Origin of the sequence: Enterococcus sp. C76 (genome assembly GCF_040886985.1) — a bacterium.
GTDB classification, from domain to species: domain Bacteria; phylum Bacillota; class Bacilli; order Lactobacillales; family Enterococcaceae; genus Enterococcus_B; species Enterococcus_B lactis.
The window spans coordinates 79,842-106,174 of the sequence record NZ_JBFOEY010000008.1 but is presented as its reverse complement, the minus strand read 5'-3'; the positions used below and the strand labels follow the sequence as shown (position 1 = coordinate 106,174).

The window sequence follows — 26,333 nt, the reverse complement described above, 5'->3', positions numbered from 1 at the left end:
GCAACGACTGATCATCGCTTGATCTGTTCCTTTTTTACTGGGCAAGCTGTTTGACAGTCATCACAATTCTTTCCGGATTTTAAACGAGTATAGACAATCGCCCCTGCACTTCCAAAGATTAATACACTTAATAAGAATGTCGCCATCCTATTCCTCTCCTTCTAACGACAATATAGTATAAAACTCGTTCTTGGATTTTGGCTGACGGAACAAAACATAAACGAGTCCTATCATCAGTAAAATAGCAAGATACGTCCCTAAGGCTACCTGTCCACCCTCCAATAAGTGTCCCAACTGATAGATCACAAAACTAACTAAATAAGCTAAACCGCATTGATAGCCTATGGCGATCCAAGTCCATTTCTTAGCATTCATTTCCCGATGGATAGCCCCAATTGCCGCAAAACAAGGCGCACAAAGTAAATTGAAGGCTAACAATGAATAAGCTGCTGCGGGAGTATATGTGTGTTGTAGCACTTGCCAGATTTCTCTGCCATTTTCGGATACTTCCGCATGTCCAAACAAAATACCGAATGTGCCAATAATATTTTCTTTAGCAACTAATCCTGTAATCGCTGCGACAGTTCCTTGCCAATTCCCCCAACCAAGCGGCTGAAAAACAACAGCTAGGATTCGTCCGAAAAAGGCTAGGATACTTTGGTCTTCAGGAACAGGTTGAGCATAAAAATTATAAGAAGAGCTAAACCAGATCACGATACTAGAAACAAAGATAATCGTTCCTGCTTTTTTTACAAAAGACTTGCTGCGGTCATAGGTTTGTCTTAGGATCGTCGACCATTGAGGAAAATGATATGCAGGCAATTCCATGATAAACGGAGCTGTTTCTCCGGCAAACAAACGCGTTTTTTTCAAGCTGATTCCAGAGAAAATAATTGCAGTCATCCCAAGAAAATAGGCAGAAGGAGCTACCCAAGATTGGTGAGGAAAAAAGGCCCCTGCTACTAAGGCAATAATCGGCAACTTTGCAGAACAAGGCATGAATGTCGTGACCATGATCGTCAACCGACGATCTTGCTCGTTTTCAATCGTGCGAGTAGCCATGACGCCTGGCACGCCACATCCGGTGGCAATCAGCATAGGAATAAAGGATTTTCCTGAAAGCCCGAATTTCCGGAAAAGTCGATCCATGACAAAAGCGATCCTCGCCATATATCCGCAGTCTTCTAGAAAGCTCAAGCATAAAAACAATACGATCAATTGCGGTAAAAATCCTAATACTGCTCCCACGCCTGCAATGATGCCGTTCAAGATCAGCTCCTGCATCCATCCAGCTACTTGCCATTCAGCTAGCAGTCTGCCAACATGTTCTGGTAGCCACGTTCCAAACAATGTATCATTGATCCAATCTGTCCCCATTGTTCCTACTGTTTGAATAGCCAAGTAATAAATCAGCCACATCACAAATGCAAAGATTGGCAAGGCTAACCAACGATTCGTTGCAATCTGATCGATTTTGTCACTCATCGATAATTGGAAAGAATCATTTGACACGACAGATAGTGCACATAATTGGGTAATAAATTCATAACGTTCATTGACTAGAATCGTTTCACTATCGTCATCCAATAGTTTCTCTGTCAACTGGATCAGTTGTTCGATTTCTTTTTGCTGAGAAATTGTTATCTCATCATCCTCATTCACCTTCTGATCTCTTTCAAAATATTTCATTGCATACCAGCGTTTCTTGCTGCTTTTTTCTCCTAGTACATCTTCAATTTCATGTAAAGCTGCTTCTAAACGCGGATCGTATGTACAGGGAACAGGAATAGAAGGCCGTTTTTTTGCAGACTCCTGAATCTTTTCGATTAATTTTTCGATTCCTTGCTTTTTCAATACGCTGATTGGTAAAACTGGTACACCAAGTCCATAGGAAAGCTTTTCTAGGTTGATTTTTTTTCCTTCTTTTTTGATGACATCCATCATATTCAGACCAATGATCATAGGAATGTCTAAGTCCAATAACTGCGTAGTCAAATATAGATTCCGCTCTAAATTGGTAGCATCAATGATGTTGATGATCAGTTCAGGCTGTTCATGAACCAAATAATCTCTTGCAATCACTTCTTCGGGTGTATAAGGAGACAAAGAATAGATACCGGGTAGGTCTTGAATGTGAATGTTCGGATTTTTTTTCAACGATCCTTCTTTTTTTTCTACTGTTACGCCCGGCCAATTCCCTACATATTGATTCGAACCAGTCAAGAGATTGAACAAGCTCGTTTTCCCGCTGTTTGGATTTCCGACTAACGCGATATTCATTCGTTTTCCTCCCTTTGTACCAAGATTAGTTCAGCCTCTGACTTTCGTAACGTCAATTCATATCCTCGCACTGTCAGTTCGATTGGATCTCCTAGAGGGGCTAGTTTTCGGATGACTATTTTTACATTTCGCGTCAATCCCATATCCATCAACCGCCGCTTCACTGCGCCTTGTCCGTGGATGGCTACGACGATCCCCGTCTCTCCTGCTTTTAATTGATCAAGAGAAGTCCAGCTTTCAGAGGAAGCAGTCTTTTTATTGACAAAGATCTGACTTAGTATTTCCCGACTTACTGCCACTCGATGACTTTTTATCAGTAAAATGGCATTGTTGCCTGATAAATTGACGACGACGATTTTACTTCCGACAACGACCCCAATATTTTGCAAATGGCGTTTTGTTTTTTCTTCTGTTTCAATTCGTTCGACTTGATAAACGAAGTTTTGCTTTGCCTGCGCTAAGGTCTGCATATTGATTCCTCTCTTGTGAAATAAATCATGTGTTGAAACCATTCATTCTATGTTCTAGTTTTCTTACGTATTACGCAAATAAATGAGAATCATTCTCACATAGAATACTCTCGGTAATTGAGAATGTCAATTACACTTGTGATATTATGAGCGAATCTTTAGTATTGATAGATAAAAATGAGAAAAAAATATTTTTTCATAGTTTTCCACAACTTTTTCTCTATTAGATTTGCTATTTTCCCACACGATACTTGTTTTCAGCTCTTTTTTCAAAAACACAAAACTTAGTATTCCACAGTTTCCACAACACAATATGTAGTGTTTGTTGTTTGACTTTTTTACTAAGAGTTTTATACTATCTATTATAGATAATAAGAATGTGTTTAGAGGAGGCACTCATCATGAACGTAAAGATCTTTTCTAAAAATAATTGTATGCAATGCAAGATGGTCAAACGTTTTTTAACAGAAAATCAAATCGCTTTTGAAGAAGTCAATATCGATGAACAACCGGAAGCAGTAGACTGGTTGAAAGCACAAGGATTCCAAAGTGTTCCTGTCATTACTTCCGATGCAGAAACAGTTATCGGATTCCGTCCTGATCAGTTGCGTAAACTTGCCAGCTAACATGACTAAAAGAATCAAAACAAGATACATGGATTTGAAGGGCTTGAGACAGCACCAGTTTTTGTCGCAAACTTCCAAATCCTTTTTTAAAGCTTAAAAACAATGCAATGATTTGCAATCAAGCATCATCAAATACGAAATGAAGGTTGGGCGTACGTATGAGTCTTAAAAATTTACAAGATGTCAGTTATTTCAAGCTGAATAATGAAATCAATCGACCAGTCAATGGTCAAATCCCTTTGAATAAGGATAAAGAAGCTTTGGCTGCCTTTTTTGAAGAAAATGTCAAACCAAATACGATGACTTTTCCATCTATTATGGAAAAAATCAATTACTTGATCGATCAAGAATATATAGAAGCAGAATTCATCCAATTATATTCACCATCATTTATTGAAAAGCTATATCAATTTTTGGACGAGCAACATTTTTCTTTCAAATCTTTTATGGCTGCTTACAAATTTTATTCTCAATATGCGTTGAAAACCAACGACGGTTCCGCTTATCTGGAAACTTATGAAGATCGAGTAGCCTTCAATGCGCTTTACTTTGCGAACGGAGATGAAGAATTAGCACTTGCTCTTGCAGATGAAATGATCCATCAACGTTATCAGCCAGCTACACCTTCTTTCTTGAATGCTGGACGTAAACGTCGGGGCGAATTGGTGTCTTGTTTCTTGACTCAAGTCACTGACGATATGAACTCTATCGGGCGCTCAATCAACTCTGCTTTGCAATTGTCCCGTATTGGTGGCGGCGTAGGGATTACTTTATCAAATCTTCGTGAAGCCGGCGCTCCTATCAAAGGATACGAGGGTGCTGCGAGTGGTGTCGTTCCAGTCATGAAATTATTCGAAGATAGTTTCAGCTATTCTAATCAATTAGGTCAGCGTCAAGGAGCTGGTGTGGTTTATTTGAATGTGTTCCATCCAGACATTATTGCTTTCCTTTCAGCAAAAAAAGAAAATGCAGATGAAAAGATTCGCGTAAAAACTCTTTCTCTTGGTGTGATCGTACCTGATAAATTTTATGAATTGACACGTAAAAACGAAGACATGTATTTATTTAGTCCGTATAGTGTCGAAAAAGAATATGGTGTCCCATTCTCTTATGTAGATATTACAGCTGAGTATGATCATCTAGTTGCAAATCCAAACATTCGCAAACAAAAAATCAAAGCGCGTGATCTTGAAAATGAAATCTCAAAATTACAACAAGAATCTGGCTATCCTTACGTAATCAATATTGATACAGCGAACCGCGAGAATCCAATCGACGGCAAGATTATCATGAGTAATTTATGCTCAGAGATTTTACAAGTTCAAACGCCTTCTGTGATCAACGGCAAACAGGAGTATGAAGTATTAGGAACAGATATCTCATGTAACTTAGGTTCGACAAATATCGTGAATTTGATGCAAAGCCCTAACTTTGGTCAATCTGTGCGTACGATGACTCGTGCATTGACATTTATTACAGATGCATCTGATATCGATGTCGTACCACCGATCCAAAACGGAAATAAGCTGAATCATACGATTGGATTAGGTGCCATGGGCTTACACACTTATCTTGCAAAAGAACAAATGGAATATGGCTCAGAGGATTCATTAGACTTTACAAATATTTATTTCATGCTGTTGAATTATTGGACACTTGTTGAAAGCAATAATATCGCTCGTGAAAGAAAACAAGTTTTCCATAATTTTGAAAAATCAGCTTATGCTGATGGCACTTATTTCGAAAAATACGTAACTGGAGAATTCCAGCCAAAATCAGAAAAAGTCAAAGCATTATTTGAAGGAATCTTTATTCCAACTGCTGAAGATTGGAATGCCTTGAAACAAGCAGTAATGAAAGATGGGCTATATCACCAAAATCGCTTGGCAGTAGCACCAAATGGCTCAATTTCATATATCAATGATACGAGTGCAAGCATTCATCCTATCACTCGCATGATCGAAGAACGCCAAGAGAAGAAAATCGGTAAAATTTATTACCCAGCGCCTTATTTATCCAATGAGACGATTCCATATTACACTTCTGCTTATGATATGGACATGCGTAAAGTGATCGATGTTTATGCAACAGCACAACAACACGTCGATCAAGGCATGAGTTTGACTTTATTCATGCGTTCTGAAATCCCAGAAGGTATTTATGAATGGAAGACAACAACGAAGCAAACGACACGTGATTTGAATATTTTAAGACATTACGCTTTCCATAAAGGAATCAAATCCATTTATTATGTACGTACCTTTACTGATGATGCAGAAGAAATCGGAAGCAATCAATGTGAAAGCTGCGTGATCTAATATCATAGATAGATTCGCTTATTCATATTTTAATTAAAGGAGCATTCTCATGTCAGAAACATATTATGAAGCAATAAACTGGAATGAAATTGAAGATATCATTGATAAATCCACTTGGGAGAAGCTGACGGAGCAATTTTGGCTAGATACACGTATCCCACTTTCAAATGACCTAGATGATTGGCGCACATTGTCTCAATTGGAAAAAGATACAGTAGGACATGTATTCGGCGGTTTGACACTGCTGGATACTGTCCAATCTGAAAGCGGCATGGATCAGTTGCGTAAAGATGTTCGCACTCCCCATGAAGAAGCCGTTTTGAACAATATCCAATTCATGGAATCTGTTCATGCCAAAAGTTATTCTTCTATTTTTAGTACACTGAACACGAAAAAAGAAATCGAAGAAATTTTTGACTGGACGAATACGAATCCTTATCTGCAAAAAAAAGCTGAGCGTATCAATGAAATCTACAAACACGGTACACCGCTAGAAAAGAAAATTGCCAGCGTCTTTTTAGAAACATTCTTGTTCTATTCAGGTTTTTATACTCCTCTTTATTATTTAGGAAACAACAAATTGGCAAACGTAGCAGAGATCATCAAACTGATCATCCGAGATGAATCGGTACATGGAACCTACATCGGTTACAAGTTCCAATTAGGTTTCAACGAATTGCCTGAAGCAGAACAAGAAACGTTGAAAGACTGGATGTACAACCTTCTTTATGAACTTTATGAAAACGAAGAACGTTATACAGAAGAATTATACGATCCAATCGGTTGGACAGAAGAAGTCAAAACATTCCTACGCTATAATGCCAACAAAGCATTGATGAACCTAGGGATGGATCCACTCTTCCCAGATACTGCCAATGATGTCAACCCAATCGTAATGAACGGGATTTCAACAGGCACAAGCAACCATGACTTCTTCTCACAAGTCGGAAACGGCTATTTGTTAGGTCATGTAGAAGCCATGAAAGATGACGATTATTTGATTGGATTGGAATAAGGATAAAAAATTACGCACAAGAATATTCTATTCTTGTGCGCTTTTTTTATTCCACGACAATTTGTTTTTGTGTATCCGATGTTTGCGAAAAATCAATAGTAAAGCGACCCATCTGCTCATCATAGGTAATTCCTTCACTCATGCTTCGAATAGCTTCAAAATTATTTGGTAATTCAATTGTTATTTTCGTCTTTGTATGAGCAAGATCAGCAAACGTATAACTTTTTTCTTGTTCGTTTATTTTCTTTAATACAGAAAGTGGTTTATCTGTTTTTAATCCATCTAATTCTCCACCAGTATTATCCCAAAAATTGATACCCAAATAACCGGATTCTTTTACTTTTACTGCTTGAATTTTTGGAGTATTTTGAAGAATAGTAACTGGTTCTTTTTCTGCATATTCTTTTAATCCTTTTTCGTTCACTCCTGGTAATATCACATATGCATAAGCTTCATTGATTGGATGTTTTCCATGATTGATCAAAAACTTCCGATAACTTCCATGATAAACTTCATCACTGGGAAATGATTCGTTGATTTCCCTATAAGTACCTTGCCGTTCTTCACTTATCACTTTTACTGTTTCTTTCTCAGGAAAATAATAACCGATCGATGTTTCTGGTTGACTTGATTGTAACAATAACCATTCTTTTTCACTTTGTTCGGTTGGCTGGGTAACTTCTCCTGTTTCTGTTACAACTTTATAAGTAAACTGATCGTTTAATAAACGATTATCTATAACCGTTTCAATAGACGCATTTGTGTTACCGGTAATTCCCGAACCAAGCGCAATCAATTGATCGTCAAGCACAAACCACGATTTTTTCCCTTTGACATCCATTGGCAAAACTGTCCCATTATTCTTTGTTCCAGTTTTATTTAGAGCCATACCTACCACTGCCTGACCTTCATTTGATACACCGCCAACGGCTTTTTCATTTGATCGCACAGTCGTAAAAGAAGAGATTTCATCTTTTAAAGGGACTGTATCGACCGTTGTTCCTGGCAATCGATAAGGATCGACAGTCGGCCAATAGCTTTTACCGAATTGTACATCATCCTCATTATATAAGTAGACCATCCCATCCGATGTATGCCAGCCACGTTTGTTTTCTTTATTTCCTGCTTCAAAAGAAGAGATACGGTTCGAATACATACTGATTCCTACCATATACTTACTGGTACGCTGAACAAAACGATCCATTTTATGATACATTTTTGTCCCTATGAATGGTAAATCCTTCCCTAAAATCGTCTGGTCTTCTAATAAGGATAGTGTCATGACCAGGTCATTATAATCTCTTACATTCGTTATATAATACGAAGGGTTCAATTGCATCCAATATTTGACTGCTTCTTTTAGTTCCTTTTGCTTATCTTCTGGTGCAAATTTTGAAACAATCAATAAATTATACATCGTTGAAGACCCGTATCCTACCTTCGTCTTTGAAGGCGCACGTGAAATAGCGCGTCCATTCACCATGGGAAGCATTTCACCTTGGTAAATCAAAGGAATAAAGGCCTTCTCTACATTTTCTACGAAAGCGTGAATGGCATCAGAAGCTGCTGTATAAGAAGTCCCATCCACAATCGTAAAAATCTGTCCGACTCCTTTGATTAGTACATTCCCGTAAGAACCTGTATAAGGAATATCATTATGCTGGATAAAGGAACCATCTGCGTAAAACCCATCGCCACTTGTCACGAGTTGAAAAACATCTTTGATCCCATTCACTGCTTGATGGATTTTTGTGGCATCTTTTTGTAAAATACCTACTCCTAAAACAGTCAATGATAAGTCTGTTCGATTGGCACCGGTCGTTGAAAAGTTAGGGATAAATGCAAGGTCTACAAATGAACCTTGTGGTTTAGTATATAATTGCTGGAATGGATCAGGTACATATTGACTCAAAATAGCTGTATATTGTTGGATTTTTTCACTGGATAGCTCTTGGTGCAACAGTAGAAGGATATTCACAAATTTTTGTGGGATACCAATTTGCCAATCCCACCAATTTCCATAATACTTTTTCCCATCATATCCTTTTTTGGTAATCATAAAATCGATTCCCTCTTTAATTGCTGCAGCAACCTCTGGCTGTTGATAAAGTGTTGTCCCTTTTGTTTTATAGGCATAAGTAAGTTTTTGGAGTTTCGTAAATTGTGTCGTCAAATCTGCTGAAGAAGTATTTCCCGATTCAAGTGGCCATAGATAGGTCCGGTCAGGTGATTGATCCAATGTTTGATATAAATTTTCCGCTTCTTTTGATAACGCTTCTATATATGCTCTTAATGACTCATTTTCCGGACTTTCTTTTTCAAAGACAAGTTGACTTTTCCATCGTTCTTCCATCTTTTGAAATTCATCTTCCTCGGCAAAGGTTGATATACTCATTCCAAATAAACTAATTAAACTAAGCATACTCATCAAAAGAAGCCTTTTACCCAAACCTTTTTTCTCCATCTTTGCTCCCTCTTTCTCATCAGATTGTATGAATATACAGAGGCTAAAATCACATTTATCTTAGTGAATGAGAAAACCGCTTAGCCTCTACTTTTTGGACAAATGCGTGAACGGACGTATCTCACTTTTCCTTTTTTAAGCTAAAATACCAAACGCACTTAATGCAATGGAAAGAATCAAAATGATCCAGATTACTCGTGTGGAATTCAATTTCTTTTGTCCCAACATCCAATAAGTTAATAAAACAAGTAACACTGGAACAAGAGAGGGTAAAATAGCGTCTAATGTATCTTGGATAACTAATTCCACCCCATCTTTTTTATAAACAAATGGGACCGTTGCCTTTACCACGGAAGGAATCAAAGCACCAATTACCGTGACACCTAAAACTGTTGCGGCATTAGTGAATGCAGATAATTTGTTTTTCAAAGTTGTGACAAGTTTGACTCCTTGTTTGTATCCTAATGGTAATAATGCAGCCCGTCCAAATAATAAAGCGATATTCGCGATGACCCAAATCACACACCCAACAATTGAGCCACTTTGAGCTAATGTTCCTGCGATCGATCCAAAAATCGTTCCCCAAATCACATGGAACAATGAATCACCTACGCCAGCAAGAGAACCCATTAAAGCTGTTTTTAAGGCAATGATTGTGTCTTTTGCTTTGTAACCATCTTCTTCTTCGATTGCCACATCAATCCCCATGATCAAATTTCCGAAAATCGCGTTGGTATTGAAGAATTGATTATGTGTACGCATCATATCCTGTAATTGTGATTCGTCATTACCATAGAATTTTTTCAATACTGGTAATATCCCATATAAATAGCCAGAACTCATCATTCGTTCATAGTTCCAGTTCAGCTGACTTCCTAAAATATAGCGCCAACTAATCGCATTCAGCTCTTGCTTTGTTAATTTCTGGTTATTCATCCCCATCATATCCTCCTTCAAATGTTCCATTATTTGTGGCTGTCACTGTCGGATGTTCTGCTTTTTCACTATCTTTTTTAAATACAATAATTGCAGCAATCACACCGACGATTGAGATACCAAGCATTGGCACTTGTAAATAAGCGGCTAAAAAGAAACCCAATAGTAAATAAGGAATATATTGTTTTGTTGGAAGGTAATGCAACAAGATTCCTACACCAACGACTGGTAACACCCCACCAGCAGTTTTTAGTCCATTCATCAACCATTCTGGTGTATTTTCTGTGATCGTTGAAACAGCAGCATCACCGACTAAAAGCATCAATAAAATCGGAATGGCTCGTGATAATCCCCAAAGAAAAGAGCCAGATAAGACTAATCGCGGTATACGATTGATTTTCATATCATCAATTGCTCTATCTACACGATGCAAGAGATAAACATTACAAAAGCGAGCGACTACATCAAGTTGCAACATCAATAAAGATACTGGAACAGCCAATCCTATACCATACTCTGCACCTTTCCCAGAGATAACCGCAAATACTGTTCCCAAGACGGCTCCTGTGAAATAATCAGGAACTGATGCCCCACCGAAAGCCGCAATCCCTAGTCTCATTAGTTGCAATGTACCTCCAACCATCAAGCCTGTTTTTAAGTCTCCCATGATCATTCCAGAAATCATACCTGCGATGGCTGGTTGTGTTAATGTATTTGAAATAAGCGAATCATTGATTGCAATAAAAGCATAAACCGTAATAAGAATAATTTGATACGCTGCTAAGTGCATACTTTCTTCCTCCTCATTTTTGTTTAATTTCTCAGTTTATCCATGAAGTCAATAACTGGATCATTTGGTACCAATTGAGCGGTTACATTTATATCCATTGCTGCAATTGATTCGAACACATCAATTTCTTCTTCTAATACTTTGATACTTTTTGTTATGTCTTTTGATCCCTCTTTATAACTCATATTTCCAACATTTACGTGTGTTAGCTTTCCTCCGGCTTTCAAATAACGTAAGACATCTGTTGGATTTTTGAATACTAGGAATAGACGCTGTTTTCCATACTTTCCTGAACGTATATTTTTCGCAGCAGATTCAACCGGCAAAACTGAAAGTCTCATTGATGTAGGCGCTGCCATTCTTAAGGAAGATTTTTGTAACGTATCTGCTGCTGCTTCATCGTTGATCACAATGATTCGCTGTGTGTGCAAACTGGGCGCCCAGATGCCCGCAACTTGTCCATGGATCAAACGCTCGTCTATCCTGACATTCACGATATTTTCTTTTCCTTTATATGCCTCATACAATTGGCTATTATCCATTGGAAGGCTTGGTTCTTTTTCGATTTCTGTTTGTTTCATTTTTTGCTTCACATCAACAATGCCAGTTGTTGCTGCTTGGATCAATTCTTTTACCGTAGCAGTTGAATTCAACGTTGCTTCTATGACTAATGGTAAAGACATCCCTGCAATAATTTCTACATTTTCTGATTCTAGATAGTTGTTTAATGCTACATTACATGGCGTACCACCTAAAAGATCTGCAATAATCAAGGATGAGCCGTTAAGGGCTTTCATTTTTTTTAATAATTCTTCTTCGAATTGCCGATTGTCTCCATCAGGCGTCAACGCAACGACATGAACATGATCTTGCTTTCCGACGATCATTTCTAAACTTGCCTTGACGCCTTCAGCCATACTGCCATGACTAATCAATATAATATTCTGCATCACTTTTCCTCCCCAAAAATAAAATCCTACTTAACATATTATCTTTTGTACAAACACACTATAACATAGTTTATCTCATTCGTAAACCTAACATCTTAACATGTTATGTTTTTTTATTTCTGTACAATTATCTAAAAAGTATCAGCATACAAAAAAGGTGAGAGGCAAAAGTAGCTCTTAAACTTTTGCCTCTCACCTTTTTAACTATTTCCTTATTCTATACTTTTTCCAGTTGTTTCCTCATAGTCTCTTTTCATGATGGCCCATGATTTCTCAATGTCTTCGTCTAAACCAAATAATCCACTACGGCCGATGATATAGATATCTGGTCCGGCATGATCAATTCGCTTAAATGATTTTCGATTCGAAGATCCGTCCATTTCGATCAAATAATGATATCCCTTTTCTTGACGAAGTTTTCTTAAATCAACGATTTTATCTAATGTGCTTTCGATGAAGCGCTGTCCAGCAAAACCGGGATCGACTGTCATGATAGTGATTTTATCCACTAAATCAATATAAGGGAAAATAGTTTCAATAGGTGTTTCAGGATTTAATACAACTCCTGCTTTTAGCCCTGCAGCATGGATCTGATCGATCAATCGAAAGGCTAGCCCGTCTAAACATTCGACATGCATACAAATCCATTCGCATTTTTGTGCAATCAATTGATTCACCCAAAAACTTTGGTCTGTGACCATTAAATGGGCAGACATTGGTAAATGACTGATTTTTCGTACTTCCTCAATGAACCATGGAGACAATGTCAGATTAGGTACATAATGTCCATCCATGATATCGATATGATAAGAATCGACATGCTGATTCAAAAACTCAATTTGTTCCTTAAATTTATCTAGATCCATCGTCATTAAAGATGGTGAGAACAAAACTTTACTCATATATAAGACTCCTTTATTTAAAAATCAATGATTGAATCCCCGACTAAATGAAGGACTTAGAAAATCTGAATGTCTCCCAAGTCAATATCTTCTTCTTCCTTTTCCACTACGGATTCGACTTCTTTCCCCACATCTTTTTTGATAATTGCCAAAACAACGGCTGTCACAAGAACATTCACTAAGATTGCTATCACGCCTGCCCAAGGTCTGGACATCGTCGGAATCATCAATACGCCGCCAAAGGGTACTGTTGCATCGGCGCCTAGGATCATTGTCGTTGCACCACCAGCAAATCCGCCAATAGCCGTAGCAACCACACCTCGGACGATATCATTCATCACTAGTGGGATCACACCTTCGACGATATTGATCACACCCATTGGAACAGCTGATTTCAATGTTTCGACTTCCACTTTTGTATAGATGTTTTTCCGAAATATTTTTGCGACAAAGTAAGCTAATCCAAAACCAATAGGCGTCGCCGTATTTACCAATTGGAGGGCTGTAATTGGCCCATTGATTCCTTCTGCTTGCATTGTGAGAACAAAGGCAAAAACAGTTTTGTTAATTGGTCCACCATAATCAACGCCACTTAGTAAGCCGATTACACCGCCAAAAATCAACAAGGACGAATTACCTAATCCATCTAAGAAATTCGTAAGAAAAGACGTAAACAAGGCAACAGGTGTTCCAATGATATAGACCATGATTAACCCACCTAGGATAGAAGCAACAAATGGAACAATCAATGTTGGCATCAGTCCTTTTGCCCAATTTGGGACTTTCACATGGTTTAAAATAGCTAACACGAGGAATCCAGAAAGATAGCCACCTAGTATCCCCCCAATAAAACCAGCCCCAATAGCATTCGCTGTCAATCCGATGATGAACCCTGGAGCAATCCCTGGTTTTGCTGCAATAGAATAAGAAATCCCTGTTGCAATGACTACAGGAAGTAACCCTAAACCAGCGCCTCCCATTGTTGCTAAAGCATCAAAAAAAGAAAATTTACCTTGTACCAGTGTCCCTTGACTTGTTCCACCGAACGCCATCCCGATAGCAATCAAGAACCCTGCTCCACAAACGATTGGAATCAAATAAGAAATCGCTGTCAATAAATGTCCCTTTAAATTTAACTTTTTTATCTTTTCCATCTTTTTTCCCTCCTTATGATCAAACAAGTTGTTTTTCAATTATTTCTTGTGCTTTTTCGATCAGTTTATTGGGTGACTTTACGGCTATTTCAGTGGGGACTTGAATGATACGTTTTCCTTCAAATCGTTCTCTGCCGCTTATTTTCACATCAATTGCCAGAATCACGAGATCTGCTTCTTTTATTTGCTCTGGGGTTAATTCATTCTCGATTCCAATCGTTCCTTGCGTTTCGATATGCATCTCGTGTCCTGCTTTTTTGGCTGCATTTTCTAATTTTTCTTGTGCAATATACGTATGGGCAATCCCAACTGTACATGCAGCTACTCCTATGATCTTCATGTTTTCTTCCTCCTTTTTATGATGCAAATGCTGCGATGACCTCTTTTGTCTCTTTTGCTTTGATCAATTGCTCAACAACTTCATCATTTCCTAGTTTCCTTGCAAATAAAGATAACAACTTCAAGTGAGTTTTAGCCCCTTCATTATCATTGCCCACAGCAAACAAAATAATTCCTTTTACCCCTTTACCATCTAATGTTTCCCAAGGGATTTCTCGAGCTGTCACTCCAATTGCTACCCCGATCTTTTTGACAGATGCACTTTTTCCATGAGGAATTGCAATGTAGTTCCCAATACCTGTCTGCCCTTCTTTCTCACGAGCATATATATCTTTCATAAATTCTTTTACATCGGTGATATACGCATTTTCCAACAATATAGTTGCTAATTCTTCAAGTACTTCTTCTTTTGTCGTTCCTGCTAAGTTTGTTTTGATCGTATTCGGATCGATAATGTTTGTTACTTCCATGGCATTTCCACTCCTTCACGCTTGTTTTACGACTTCAACGCCTTTTTCGATTAGTTTATTGGGTGATTTGATGGCGATTTCTGTCGGTACTTGAATGATACGTTTTCCTTCAAATCGTTCTCTGCCACTTATTTTTACATCAATTGCCAGAATCACGAAATCTGCTTCTTTTATTTGTTCTGGGGTTAATTCATTTTCGATACCAATCGTTCCTTGCGTTTCGATATGCATCTCGTATCCTGCTTTTTTGGCTGCATTTTCTAATTTTTCTTGTGCAATATACGTATGGGCAATCCCAACTGTGCATGCGGCTACTCCTACGATTTTCATCTTTTATCTCTCCTTATTTTCTTTAATGTTTGCATAAATGTTTCGTCCGCTAAACATCTCATAAAATTTGCTATTTTCTTCTTTTTTTCCGTAGTTTCGTTTGGTGAAAGCAATACAAAAAGAATCAAATCGACTTGTTCGATTGCTTCGTTCCATTGAATAATGGTTTTTTTGGGATACAAAATGATGATTTTTGATTCAGTGATCAACTCATGTTCAATATGAGGAAGAATGATCCCCTCTTCAATTTGAATATTTCCATTTTGTTCACGCATAAGAAAAGCTTCCATCAATATGCTTATTTTCTCTTCTTCTCCAGGGTAAAGTGAACTTGCTAACCAATGATATGCCTCTCGTTGAGAAGTAACGGATACTTCGATTCTTTCGATGAACTCATCTTTCATTATAGATTTCCCCAATCTTTTTCTGGATTCGTGATTGATCATCTGCTGTTAGCATCGCACTAACAAGTAATGTATGGACTCCTAATCGTGAGCGGATTCCAACAGTTGTCAAAATCAATTCGATGTTCGGATTTTTTTCTAAAGCCGTACGATAGTTTTTTGTCGCAATGACATCTACTATATTTAAGTCTGGAAATTTTTTGATGATTTTTGCTTTCAACAATTCAGAAGTTCCAATACCTGTCGTACACATAATCAAAGTTTGAATCGGTAATTGTTGTGTTTCTAACATCCGTGCGAAATACAACGTTATGAAGCCAATCTCATCTGCATTGATTAGAGGTAATTTGAAGTGCTGACTGACTTCTTTAGATACTTCAGACACACTGTTATAGATTTTTTCATAGGTCAGCTGAATTTGGTCCAACAAGCCATTTTTTACGTGGATACGATTTTTTAAGCGATTGATCATTGGTTTGATATGATTGGCTAGATCAATAAAAATACTTTCATTTGTCACTTTCATATTGATTCGTTTGCCTACTTCTTCTAAATAGTAAGTAGTGATTTTTTCTACCTCTTCTGGAAATTTTTTTATTTCTTTTGTTGTTTTTTCCATTCTTGAGGAAACTAGATACTGATAGAGATAGTAAGATTCATTCACAGATAACGAAGTTGCCAGATATTTTTCAACATTTTGTATAACGATTTCGGCTGTTTTTTTAATTTGGTTATCTTTTTCAAAGAATTCAATTTGTTGCGTGGTTAGTTCCTCTTCTCTGGCGGGAGCACTCCTCTTCCTTGAGCGACTGATCAAGATATACAGATGTGAAAAAATATTGACATTGTAAGGATAAGGAAGTCCACCTTCTAATATTTTTTCGATTAGCTTTAATTGATCTGAAACGAACAAGACATCGTAACGATTGAAGTTGAACGTTTTCGAAGCATTTATTTCATCGATATCAAGGATATTCATGCGCCAAATAACTTCTGCAAGCCCTCTACGTATATCTTCTTCTAAACCTTTGATGGCTAATGTCCGATTTTTTCGAATCAATTGAAGATCAAACTTCCTCAACTTTTGTGCGATACTTTTCTCATCATTGGAAATTGCCGAATCACCCACCTCGTAGGCATTAAAAAGCTCAGATATCCTGATTGCTCTTGGTGAAGACAGTAAAAGTTCCTCCATTACACGATTCTGACGTTCATTTGGCGATAGACTAATCGATAGATTATTTGTTTCTTTGTTTCGTTCAATAAATTTTTCGTAGTCTAATTTATACCCTTTCCCCTTTTCTGATAAAATCAAGTGACCATTTTGAAATTCTGTATTTATTTTTTTTACTAAGCGGTAGACCGTTTTAGTCGAGGTATCTAATAAATCAGCTAATTCTTCTGAAGTCATGTAATGATTTTGTTTTGACAATAGCAACACTAATTTATTTTCTCGATTCATTTGACTAGTCATGATCCTTCCCCCTTTGCATCTTTATCATAACCATTTTTATTCCATCTGTTTCACTGAAATTTGTCCATTGCATCAGACATTTTTGTATCCGCTTTCTAAAGTGTGATGTTTTATCCCAATTTTACTTCTATTATTTTTATAAAGTTCCACTAATTTCATCTACCATCATAATTTTATTTACTTCTGCAATAGCAGAATTCATGGGTTTTAATTGATTTGGATATGTTAACATGTTATCCTATTAGATAATGATGTTGTAAGAAAGGAAGACTTCTAATATGATTCCTAAATACGAGCAAATCAAGCAAGACTTACTTGAAGAAATCAAAAACCACCACTTTATTCCTGGTGATAAATTTTACTCAGAAGCAGATATCAAACGGAAATATTCTGTTAGTTCAATTACTGCAGTCAAGGCTCTCAATGAACTAACTGCTGCAGGCTATCTCTATCGTATCCAAGGAAAAGGAACATTCGTTTCAAAATCAAAAGTTTCTCAAAGTGTGAAATTCTCTGATATCGAACTACATTCTTTAGATAAAGAAAAAGTTAAAGTACTCTCGATTGAGGAAGAAAATGAAATGGATATTTTAAAGGAATTAGGCTTACCAGCAAATGCTTCTTACTATAAAATTAAACGTGTTCGTTTCTTTGAAGACACACCCTTTTTGGTCCACATCACTCACTTACCAAAAAAATTAGTGAAAGAACCAATAGCAAAAGATATTTCTGTCTATTCAAGTATATACGAAAAAGTTCGTAAAGATTTTGGGATTGATCTTTTTTCCCTTGCTTCTGTGGAAACAAATGAAATTGTTTTCCCGGAGAATGCAGAACTACTTAATCTATTAAATCTAAGTTTCCGAGAACCTGTTGTCCAACAAATCAAACACTCTTACTTAGCAGATCAAAGTGTAGCAGAATATATCATCAGTTATAAACATTGGAAATACTTTAAAACAAAAATTGAAGTGGAAGCGGAATAGCTTTCACTTTTTTGTTTGCTCTCTTCTAATAAACTTTTTTAAATCCTCTTCAATACTCGCTTTTTTTTCCTAAATACGGTATACTACTTTTAAGTTAATATGTTAACATTTTAAGAGGAGGTAACTATGAATATTCAACAAAAAAAGGAAATGTTGATTGAATTGGGAACATTTGTAGATAAAAATTGGTTGGATGAACAATTTGAATGGTGCATGATGCGTATCAAAAAAAATATGGTTCGTTTCGGGTTAGATTTCCCTTCAGCTTGTGCAACAAACGGAAAATATCGAATCAAAAAAAATGATGATTGGACAAATGGTTTTTGGACGGGAATGCTTTGGTTATCTTATGAATGGACAAAAGAAGAGAAATTTCTAGTACGTGCAATGGAAAATATCCATAGCTTTCAAAAACGCTTAGACCAACACTTCGTCCTTGATCATCATGATATCGGTTTTCTTTATAGTTTATCCGCTGGAGCCGGGTATAAAGTCGTGGATAGTCAGTTGTGTAAAGAATCGTTTTTACAAGCTGCAAATATTTTAGTGGCAAGATTTCAGAACAAAGGGAATTTTATCCAAGCTTGGGGAGCATACGGTGATCCTCTCGAATACCGTTTGATTATTGATTCTTTGATCAATCTTCCTTTGTTGTTCCAAGCATGTACGCTTTCTAATGACCCACATTATAAAGAAGTGGCTTTCAAGCATTACCAGACATTGTTGCATACCGTGATTCGTGAAGATGCCACCACTTTCCATACCTATTACTTTGACTCAAACACAGGAGTTCCAACACATGGTGCAACGCATCAAGGTCATAGTGATGAGTCGATCTGGGCTAGAGGGCAAAGTTGGGCGATTTTAGGGATTCCACTAAACGAGCGATACTTGCATTCTGTTCCTTTTCCATTGAACTACAAAGCGATCGTCGATGTTTTCTTAGAACATTTACCTCAAGATTTTGTACCTTACTGGGATTTTGATTTCAATGATGATTTTCCATCAGATAAAGACAGTTCTTCTCTAGCGATTGCTGCATGTGGATTATTAGAAGCAGAAAAAATGGAAGCGTATCCTAAAGCAAAAGAAATAGCAAAAGGAATGATTTATCAATTAGGAACACACTATACTGCTAAAAATGATCCAGAAAATGAAGGATTGCTTTTACATGGCGTTTATGCTCATGCGGAAGGAAAAGGAGTCGATGAGCCAAATCTATGGGGCGACTACTTTTATTTAGAAGCACTTATGCGTTTAGCAAAACCTGAATGGAACACTTACTGGTAAGGAGAATGAATAGACATGCAAACATTTAAAATAAAAGACGAATTTTTAGTCGACGGTATTCCTACAAAAATCATTAGTGGGGCAATCCATTATTTCAGAATACCCCCTTCTCAATGGGAGCACAGTTTATATAATTTAAAAGCACTAGGAGCAAATACGGTTGAAACTTATATTCCGTGGAATCTTCACGAACCACAAGAAGGTTCCTTTGATTTTTCCGGATTCAAAGATATCGTTCAATTTGTAAAAATTGCTCAAGAATTAGACTTGATGGTAATTTTACGTCCTTGCGCCTACATTTGCGCTGAATGGGAATTTGGTGGATTACCTGCTTGGTTATTGAAAGAACCTGATATAAGAGTACGTTCTACCGATCCTCGATTTATGGAAAAATTGAAAAATTATTATCAAGTACTTCTACCAAAACTTGCACCTCTTCAGATCACACAAGGTGGTCCAGTCATCATGATGCAGCTCGAAAATGAATACGGTTCTTACGGAATGGAAAAATCTTATTTACGCCAAACAAAAGAATTGATGCTTGCACATTCGATTGATGTTCCTTTATTTACCTCCGATGGTGCTTGGCTAGAGGTGTTAGATGCTGGTACATTAATTGATGAAGACATTTTTGTGACTGGTAATTTTGGAAGCCACTCAAAAGAAAATGCGCAGGTCTTAAAAGAATTTATGCAGAATCATCAAAAAAATTGGCCGATCATGTGTATGGAGTATTGGGATGGATGGTTTAATCGATGGGGAGAACCTATCATTACGCGTGATCCCGAAGAATTAGCAACTGAAGTAAAAGAGATGTTAGAAATTGGTTCCTTGAATCTTTATATGTTCCACGGGGGAACAAATTTTGGTTTTTATAATGGGTGTTCTGCTCGAGGCAATACAGATCTTCCGCAAATCACAAGCTATGATTACGATGCACTATTAAACGAAGCTGGACAACCTACTGAGAAATATTATGCAGTTCAAAGGGTCATCAAAGAAGTTTGTCCATCTGTTTGGCAAGCAGAGCCCCGAACAAAAACGTTAAAAAATCTAGGGACTTATCCGGTAAATAAAAGCGTTTCTCTATTTCATATAAAAGAACAGATTTGTGAAGAAATCAAAACAGATTACCCTTTGACAATGGAACAAGCAAGCAATGGCTACGGCTATTTATTATATTCACTTACCTTAAAAAACTACGGACATAAAAATAAATTACGTTTAATCGAAACAAACGATCGTGCACAAATATATATTGACGGCAAATACAATCAAACGCAAACACAAGAAACACTGGGTGATGAAATGATGATTGAAGGACAAAAAAATCAGCCCACTATCGCATTAGATGTTCTAGTTGAGAATTTAGGAAGAGTCAATTACGGTGCAAAATTGAATAGTCCCTCCCAATCAAAAGGGATTCGCAATGGTGTTATGCAAGATATCCATTTCCATCTTGGATACCGCCATTACCCATTGACTTTCGAACAAGCTCAACTAGATAAAATCGACTATTCCGCTGGCAAAGACCCGTCACAGCCTTCTTTTTATCAATTTGAGTTTGATCTTGCTGAAGAAGCAGATACTTATATCGATTGTTCTTTATATGGTAAGGGGGTCGTCATCATCAATGGATTCAATCTTGGGAGGTACTGGAATCATGGGCCTGTTTTATCACTATATTGTCCAAAAGATGTACTAAAAAAAGGCAGAAATGAAGTGATTATTTTTGAAACAGAAGGTATATCGATTGATACATTGATTTTTTCAGATCAACCAATAAAAAAAGATTTGTCATGAACGATTCAAAATAATCATCCTGTAAATTAGCTTATACAAAAAGGGAGTCCTACGAAAATCATTATTCGATTTTCAAAACGGATTCCCTTTTATAGTGAATAGCTTTTCTATCATTATTTCTCTTAATCAAGTACAAGTGATTACTTCTCGTCCGAAAATCTCAATTTGTGTTAATGCTGGGAATGGTGACGTATCTTCTGCTTTTTTCAAATTTTTCAAAGTAACTGAACTCGTCATTTTTTCAGGAAAGTAAAACGATTGAAATTCAAGCGTATCTGTTGTTGCTACTTTTATTGTTTCTCCATCAGAAAAACAAATAGAAACTTCTGTCCAATAGCTATCATGTGGATAATCTCCTCGAAACAAAAGATTTACTCGATCGGTTTGGATTGAGCGTCCAAAGTCGATCGTCAAAGTTGCATCTTTTTGCTGATTGATTCCCCAAGAAGTAAATGGATAGGATCCATGTTAGCGATTACCAAACTTTCCGTCAATCGCATTTTTAGCAAAAAAAGTCACATCATTTCTCGTCTCTACATTAGCATATGCATGTGGATATGCTCCACTGAACAATTTTTGATCATGAGGGTTTGTAGATACATTCCGATAGCTTTCCACTTCAAAATCATAGGCTTTACGAACATATATGTGATGTCTTTTTGAACGAAATCCCGTCTCTACTGAAGCTTTCGTTTCTTCTAGCGGAATCACATATTCCCATTTCTTCTCTGGAATATAAAGAAGTGTCGGTGCCAATGTTTCATCTAATTGCACAACAAAATAGTGATCATTTTTCTCTTTCGTTATGACCAGTTTGTCTCCTACTTCATATGTGTGATTTTTGATTGCTAAAACTGCTATTTCTTCTCCATTTGCAGAAAATGCGGTTTCTTTTTTCTCGTGATCGATTTTGCCAATAACTACTTGATTATTTTTATTTTTTAGATCAATTTGGATCATTTTTTTCTCCTCCATTTATTATTCCGCCAACTAAACAAATAAAGCGATGGGTACCAGGTTCGATTTTCTTTTTCAAATAGGGAAGATTGGTTCTTGGAAAGAATACAGAAGTATTTGGTTCTAGCACCTGAATCCCTGCTTCTTCATACCCCTCAATTGCAATGATTTGAGACACATGCGTTTCTTTTATTTTTGCACAGTCTTTCGCCAAAGTTATTTCTGGTTCTTTTACCAAAAGACTAAATCCGCCTTCTCTTATCTCTAAAGGAATCGTCGTATATATCTCATGGAATCGAACATGCCATTCACCAAATGGGTAAATTTCTGTTTGGATCAGCACTTCTTGGAATGGTTGCCATTCATACATAACAGAAGTCTCTGTTGCTTCACTACTTCGTACCTTTTTCTTTGTCCTGAAATATTCACCGTCTCTTGAAAGAGCTAATGTATTATCAAATGCCCCTTCTCCATATGTGATTCCCGCTTTTGGCACACTAAAGCCGAATTTAGTAGAGTAGACAAACTTACTATACTTCGCTAGGGCATGCGCTTGGCCATCAATCATCAAACCATATGGATAACCAAGTACATGTTTTCCTTCTTTTGCCTGACACAAAAGCATATTTCCATTATCAATCAATCTTTTCTCTTTGGTATTGACTGGTTCAGGTTTGGCTTTCCAATACGGATGTTCTTTTTTTGTTGCTAGTAATAAAAATACTTTTAATGCCCAATAGGGAGACCCCGGTGCGTTATAACCTTCTGCCATCACAAGGTTCTCATAATGATACCCAATGGATAGCCGTCCGTCATAAGTAAAGATATCGTGTGTCATCCACTGCTTCATATGGTTGGAAAGAAGCGTCTTTAACTGACCCCAAGGGATTGCTTCCACTTCTGCAAAAATCAATGCAGAAAAAAAAGCACCTTGTGCAAATCGATAGATGAGACTTCGTCCATACGGTAACGCTTCTCCCTCGGAATCGAAATAATAAATATAGTCCTTCGTAAACTCTTTTGCACGATCGATGAATTTTTCTGACCATTCAGGAAAGTCATCTTTCATTAATTTGGCAAAAATCAATCCATAATAATGAAAAGCAAAAGGAACATAGTAATCTTTTTGCGAAGATTTACCGTCGATATACCAGCCTTTTCCTACATACATCGTGTCAATAAAGCGTAATTCTGCTTCCATTTTTTCTTTATCTAATGATTCACCACAATGTTTTAAAGCGATTCGGATCAAAATTTTGAAAAATGTCCAATTATTTTTAGGTATTTTTTTATCTAAGGCTTGTTTTAGCCAATGAATCATCTGTTGTTTGGAAGTGCCTGACAGTTCATCAAAGAAATAGTTTCGATTCAATAACAGATTCAAAGATAACGCTGCCATTTCTACGATATATTGATCATAATCGTTAATATCTCCCCAATAAAATGAATCTTTTGGATTCATCCCTTTCAAGATTTTCTTTCGATAGACGTCTTTCAACTCATCTTTCGTCCCATTATTCATCCAATAAGGTGCCAGTCCCCATAATGGACGAATAAATGCCTCCATTTCTGCTCTCTTCTCGTCATAAACAGCGCCGCTACTCCCTAGACGTACTCCTGGTTTTTCACTATTGAATAGTCCCTGTTTTAAAGGCAGAATCATCTCCTCTAGTGCTTCTTCGAAATCGCGCCGCGTCAAAAATAGATTTTGTTTTAACTGATTCATGACAACCCTCCGAATTCTTTTTCTTTAGGATACCATGGTAGAAAATCGGTTTCAGGAGAGACTTCTGAGTGAGATGAAAATGAAATGAGTGAGAAAGCAGGATAATCAAAACTTAATATGTTAGCACACTTAGTATTGTTTTCTCTTGGAAGCATTTCTTGTGATTTCTTCGTTTTACTTACTCTATCTAAAATGAAAGAAATCTAATATACCTTTGAGCCATTTCCAGTAAACAATATTTACCCCATGATTTGTTAATTCGTCCACCCTAAACAGGACGGAACGGTTAGGTTATAAAAAAGCATCCACTGGATCATATAAATAAGAATCTCAGCATACATCTAAATAAAACGAACGCTAAGATCCCCTTTTAAATAGGCTTATTCACTTGTTTCTTCCAGCACTTTTGGACTATCTAACTTTTCAGAAACATGTTCCATTCTTCTCAATAAATAGATTTTCCGGATATTTAATATTATCGTCTTAATGACTGCATAGACAGGTATACAAATCAGCATGCCTAATATTCCTGCGACACTTCCTGCTCCAATCAATACCAAGATGATCGTCAGTGGATGGATATTCATTGATTTCCCAAACAACAACGGCTTGATCAAATTTCCATCTAATTGTTGGATCACTAGAATCGACAACGCCATGTACAAAGCTTGAAATGGAGAGATAAACAAACCGACAATGATTGCTGGTACTGCTCCAATAAAAGGGCCGACATATGGGATAATATTCGTGATGCCGCAAATGACCGCAAGCAATAAGCTATAAGGCTGATTGAATATTCTCATTGCCAAAAAGCTCATCACACCAATAATCAAAGCATCTAAGATCGTACTGCTGATATAGGCAGACAATGTTTCATTTAATTCTTTCACTGTTTGGCGCAACTCTTTACGAATCGCTTTCGGAAAAAAATGAGACAACGCATCAATAAATTTGTGTCCATCCTTAAACATAAACAGCAAGATAAATGGAACGGTAAATAACAAAATAAAAAATTGCATCATGAATGAAATGATTTTAGTGACACTTGCAGATAAGCTGACCAATATGATATTGAACAAATTACTGAGAGATAAATTCGCTGATGCTAATTGTTCTTCCAAATTGAAATTTTTAAACTCTTCTCGCTGCGCCAATTCATTTAACCATTTGCTTGTTTCATCTGCATAGATTGGCAGGCTCTGAGTCAATTGAATCGTCTGCTCCACTAACTGAGGCACTACATTCATGACAGTCAAAACAACTAAAATGATCACGACCAAAAATGTCAATAAAAAACCGAACACTCTCGGAATCCGATGCTTTTCGAGAAAAACAACGATTGGATCGAACATATAATAGATAAAACCAGCCACAAGCAACGGCAAAAAAATAGCCGAAAGCATTTTCAATATTGGACTAAAAATATTCGGCATTTGTAAAATAAAATACACGCCGACGATCGTGAGTACTAGCTCCACTGTCCAGAAAAATAATTTTGATTGTTTAAAACGTGATTGCATACCTCTCCTCCAAATTCCTTTGATACTTCTATTTTATCATTTAACAAAGAATTACGCGCTGAGATTTTCATTTGCTTAAAAAAAAACAAAATAAAAAAGGAAAGGTATTATACTGATCAGAAGAGTACTTCAACAAAAACACGATCCGCCCAAAATAAAAATCGTTTTGGGCAGATCGTTTATTGCGCAATACTGACTAAATGCAGCTTTGTGATATTTTTGTGCACGGACAATTCCTCGATCACATCGGCATAAGTGAGTCCTTTAGGAAGATCGATCGTATATATATTTTTATATACACGATAGTCATCAACGAATTTCACATCAAAATTCACATCTTCGATCACGATATTTTTCTCTTCAAAATAATCGGTAAGAAAATCTTTGGTTTCTTTTCTATGGATAAATTGGATTTCTAACTTTTTAGTCGTAGGTACATGGATCACGCGTTTCACTACTGTGAGTGCAATAGCAATCCCGATAAAACTGATGATCGCAATGGAATAGTAACCCATGCCGATGGCGATCCCTAATCCGGCAATAGCCCATAAAGAAGCGGCAGTCGTAAGTCCCGTCACTGATTGTTTCGTGACGATGATCGTTCCAGCACCTAAGAAACCGACGCCACTCACTACTTGAGCAATCAGCCTTGCTTCATCTGAACGGATCGTTCCAGCAAGCTGTGGATACGCTAAAGCATCTCTTAATGCTCCACTAGCGATCTCGACTTGGATCAATGCAATGATACATGCTCCCATACAAACTAAAATATGTGTACGCATCCCTGCTGGGCGATTTTTATATTGTCGCTCAAAGCCAATTGCTCCGCCAAATAGCATAGCGATCCCTAAACGTAAAATAATCTCTGGAATTGTCAATACCATATCATTCATCTAAACACCCTCCTGTCCAATATATCATGTCTGAAAGGAGCAGACAAAAAAAGTGCAATTTTTACCTCTTACGAAAAAGAGCGTGGGACAAAAGTAAAGAAAAACTTTTGTCTCACGCTCTAAACATGTGTAAACGGCGGAAGCAGAAGCAACTCCTTCGGAAATAAGCTGAAATTCACAAAAATTTGAAAAGCAATTTTCGTGAATTCCTTCTTATTTCTTGGAGTTAAACGCTT

General features: G+C 37.0%; 23 protein-coding genes and 1 pseudogene. 6 read left to right on the top strand and 18 right to left on the bottom strand.

The features are described 5' to 3' along the window. Nucleotides 1–11 precede the first annotated feature (11 nt). From AB3I00_RS11140 to AB3I00_RS11130, 3 genes are read right to left on the bottom strand one after another with little or no spacing between them, the layout of a single operon-like run. The gene (locus AB3I00_RS11140; RefSeq protein ID WP_002290587.1) at nt 12–146 is read right to left on the bottom strand and encodes a hypothetical protein; all 135 of its coding nucleotides are present in this window, start codon (nt 144–146) and stop codon (nt 12–14) included. A gap of 1 nt (nt 147) precedes the next feature. After that, complete coding sequence (gene feoB / locus AB3I00_RS11135; protein WP_368025214.1) at nt 148–2,280, bottom strand: ferrous iron transport protein B; 2,133 nt, start codon at nt 2,278–2,280, stop codon at nt 148–150. Then, nucleotides 2,277–2,750, bottom strand: a complete 474-nt coding sequence (locus tag AB3I00_RS11130) for a ferrous iron transport protein A (protein ID WP_002290585.1) — start codon at nt 2,748–2,750, stop codon at nt 2,277–2,279. Before AB3I00_RS11130 ends, feoB begins: the two co-directional genes overlap by 4 nt. A 401-nt stretch (nt 2,751–3,151) precedes the next feature. Between AB3I00_RS11130 and nrdH the strand changes: the two genes are divergently transcribed. From nrdH to nrdF, 3 genes are all read left to right on the top strand, one after another. Continuing rightward, nucleotides 3,152–3,376: a glutaredoxin-like protein NrdH gene (gene nrdH, locus AB3I00_RS11125; RefSeq protein ID WP_002287795.1), complete on the top strand. Its 225-nt coding sequence runs from the start codon at nt 3,152–3,154 to the stop codon at nt 3,374–3,376. Between the two features lie 158 nt (nt 3,377–3,534). Then, on the top strand, nt 3,535–5,694 hold the full coding sequence (gene nrdE / locus AB3I00_RS11120; RefSeq protein WP_002290582.1) for a class 1b ribonucleoside-diphosphate reductase subunit alpha: 2,160 nt from the start codon (nt 3,535–3,537) through the stop codon (nt 5,692–5,694). Between the two features lie 49 nt (nt 5,695–5,743). After that, a complete protein-coding gene (nrdF, locus tag AB3I00_RS11115) occupies nt 5,744–6,709 on the top strand; it encodes a class 1b ribonucleoside-diphosphate reductase subunit beta (protein WP_002287792.1) in 966 nt (321 codons plus the stop codon). Between the two features lie 46 nt (nt 6,710–6,755). Here the strand turns inward: nrdF and AB3I00_RS11110 are convergent, their stop codons facing one another. The 11 genes from AB3I00_RS11110 to AB3I00_RS11060 form a co-directional block, all read right to left on the bottom strand. Next, on the bottom strand, nt 6,756–9,173 hold the full coding sequence (locus AB3I00_RS11110) for a polysaccharide lyase 8 family protein (protein ID WP_368025213.1): 2,418 nt from the start codon (nt 9,171–9,173) through the stop codon (nt 6,756–6,758). A gap of 135 nt (nt 9,174–9,308) precedes the next feature. Next, the gene (locus AB3I00_RS11105) at nt 9,309–10,115 is read right to left on the bottom strand and encodes a PTS system mannose/fructose/sorbose family transporter subunit IID (RefSeq protein ID WP_033650113.1); all 807 of its coding nucleotides are present in this window, start codon (nt 10,113–10,115) and stop codon (nt 9,309–9,311) included. Then, on the bottom strand, nt 10,102–10,899 hold the full coding sequence (locus AB3I00_RS11100; RefSeq protein WP_002341162.1) for a PTS sugar transporter subunit IIC: 798 nt from the start codon (nt 10,897–10,899) through the stop codon (nt 10,102–10,104). The genes AB3I00_RS11105 and AB3I00_RS11100 overlap by 14 nt, the downstream gene beginning before the upstream one ends. Before the next feature lie 23 nt (nt 10,900–10,922). After that, nucleotides 10,923–11,849 carry a PTS mannose/fructose/sorbose transporter subunit IIAB gene (locus AB3I00_RS11095; protein WP_368025211.1) on the bottom strand — a complete coding sequence of 309 codons (927 nt, stop codon included), beginning with the start codon at nt 11,847–11,849 and terminating at the stop codon, nt 10,923–10,925. A gap of 212 nt (nt 11,850–12,061) precedes the next feature. Beyond that, nucleotides 12,062–12,751: a D-allulose 6-phosphate 3-epimerase gene (alsE, locus tag AB3I00_RS11090; RefSeq protein ID WP_002290574.1), complete on the bottom strand. Its 690-nt coding sequence runs from the start codon at nt 12,749–12,751 to the stop codon at nt 12,062–12,064. Between the two features lie 56 nt (nt 12,752–12,807). After that, complete coding sequence (locus tag AB3I00_RS11085) at nt 12,808–13,905, bottom strand: PTS fructose transporter subunit IIC (protein WP_368025210.1); 1,098 nt, start codon at nt 13,903–13,905, stop codon at nt 12,808–12,810. Nucleotides 13,906–13,924: 19 nt separating this feature from the next. Continuing rightward, on the bottom strand, nt 13,925–14,245 hold the full coding sequence (locus AB3I00_RS11080; protein ID WP_002315681.1) for a PTS fructose transporter subunit IIB: 321 nt from the start codon (nt 14,243–14,245) through the stop codon (nt 13,925–13,927). 16 nt (nt 14,246–14,261) lie between these two features. Beyond that, nucleotides 14,262–14,714 carry a fructose PTS transporter subunit IIA gene (locus AB3I00_RS11075; protein WP_002290571.1) on the bottom strand — a complete coding sequence of 151 codons (453 nt, stop codon included), beginning with the start codon at nt 14,712–14,714 and terminating at the stop codon, nt 14,262–14,264. A 15-nt stretch (nt 14,715–14,729) separates the two neighbouring features. Next, nucleotides 14,730–15,044 (bottom strand): PTS fructose transporter subunit IIB, encoded by a 315-nt coding sequence (locus AB3I00_RS11070; RefSeq protein ID WP_002290570.1) that lies wholly within the window; start codon nt 15,042–15,044, stop codon nt 14,730–14,732. Beyond that, nucleotides 15,041–15,448, bottom strand: a complete 408-nt coding sequence (locus AB3I00_RS11065) for a PTS sugar transporter subunit IIA (RefSeq protein ID WP_024635120.1) — start codon at nt 15,446–15,448, stop codon at nt 15,041–15,043. The genes AB3I00_RS11070 and AB3I00_RS11065 overlap by 4 nt, the downstream gene beginning before the upstream one ends. Beyond that, entirely contained in the window at nt 15,438–16,922 is a 1,485-nt protein-coding gene (locus AB3I00_RS11060; protein ID WP_002341159.1) for a PRD domain-containing protein, read from the bottom strand. The genes AB3I00_RS11065 and AB3I00_RS11060 overlap by 11 nt, the downstream gene beginning before the upstream one ends. A 278-nt stretch (nt 16,923–17,200) precedes the next feature. Here AB3I00_RS11060 and AB3I00_RS11055 point away from each other — a divergent pair, with 278 nt between their 5' ends. The 3 genes from AB3I00_RS11055 to AB3I00_RS11045 all read left to right on the top strand — a co-directional run bounded on the left by AB3I00_RS11055 (nt 17,201) and on the right by AB3I00_RS11045 (nt 21,001). Further along, nucleotides 17,201–17,908, top strand: coding sequence for a GntR family transcriptional regulator (locus tag AB3I00_RS11055; RefSeq protein ID WP_002315678.1), 708 nt, complete (start codon nt 17,201–17,203; stop codon nt 17,906–17,908). A 126-nt stretch (nt 17,909–18,034) separates the two neighbouring features. Then, complete coding sequence (locus tag AB3I00_RS11050; protein ID WP_002315677.1) at nt 18,035–19,198, top strand: glycoside hydrolase family 88 protein; 1,164 nt, start codon at nt 18,035–18,037, stop codon at nt 19,196–19,198. Between the two features lie 15 nt (nt 19,199–19,213). Beyond that, a complete protein-coding gene (locus AB3I00_RS11045) occupies nt 19,214–21,001 on the top strand; it encodes a beta-galactosidase family protein (protein ID WP_368025208.1) in 1,788 nt (595 codons plus the stop codon). Nucleotides 21,002–21,127: 126 nt separating this feature from the next. On the opposite strand, the pseudogene AB3I00_RS11040 reads toward AB3I00_RS11045, so the two are convergent. The 4 genes and pseudogenes from AB3I00_RS11040 to AB3I00_RS11025 form a co-directional block, all read right to left on the bottom strand. Further along, a pseudogene (locus tag AB3I00_RS11040) lies at nt 21,128–21,961 on the bottom strand (hypothetical protein). Further along, nucleotides 21,948–23,684, bottom strand: coding sequence for a DUF2264 domain-containing protein (locus tag AB3I00_RS11035; RefSeq protein WP_086286477.1), 1,737 nt, complete (start codon nt 23,682–23,684; stop codon nt 21,948–21,950). The pseudogene AB3I00_RS11040 and the gene AB3I00_RS11035 overlap by 14 nt, the downstream one beginning before the upstream one ends. A gap of 380 nt (nt 23,685–24,064) precedes the next feature. Continuing rightward, entirely contained in the window at nt 24,065–25,204 is a 1,140-nt protein-coding gene (locus AB3I00_RS11030; RefSeq protein WP_002290560.1) for an AI-2E family transporter, read from the bottom strand. Nucleotides 25,205–25,383: 179 nt separating this feature from the next. Beyond that, nucleotides 25,384–26,097 carry an MgtC/SapB family protein gene (locus AB3I00_RS11025; RefSeq protein WP_002290559.1) on the bottom strand — a complete coding sequence of 238 codons (714 nt, stop codon included), beginning with the start codon at nt 26,095–26,097 and terminating at the stop codon, nt 25,384–25,386. Nucleotides 26,098–26,333 lie beyond the last annotated feature (236 nt).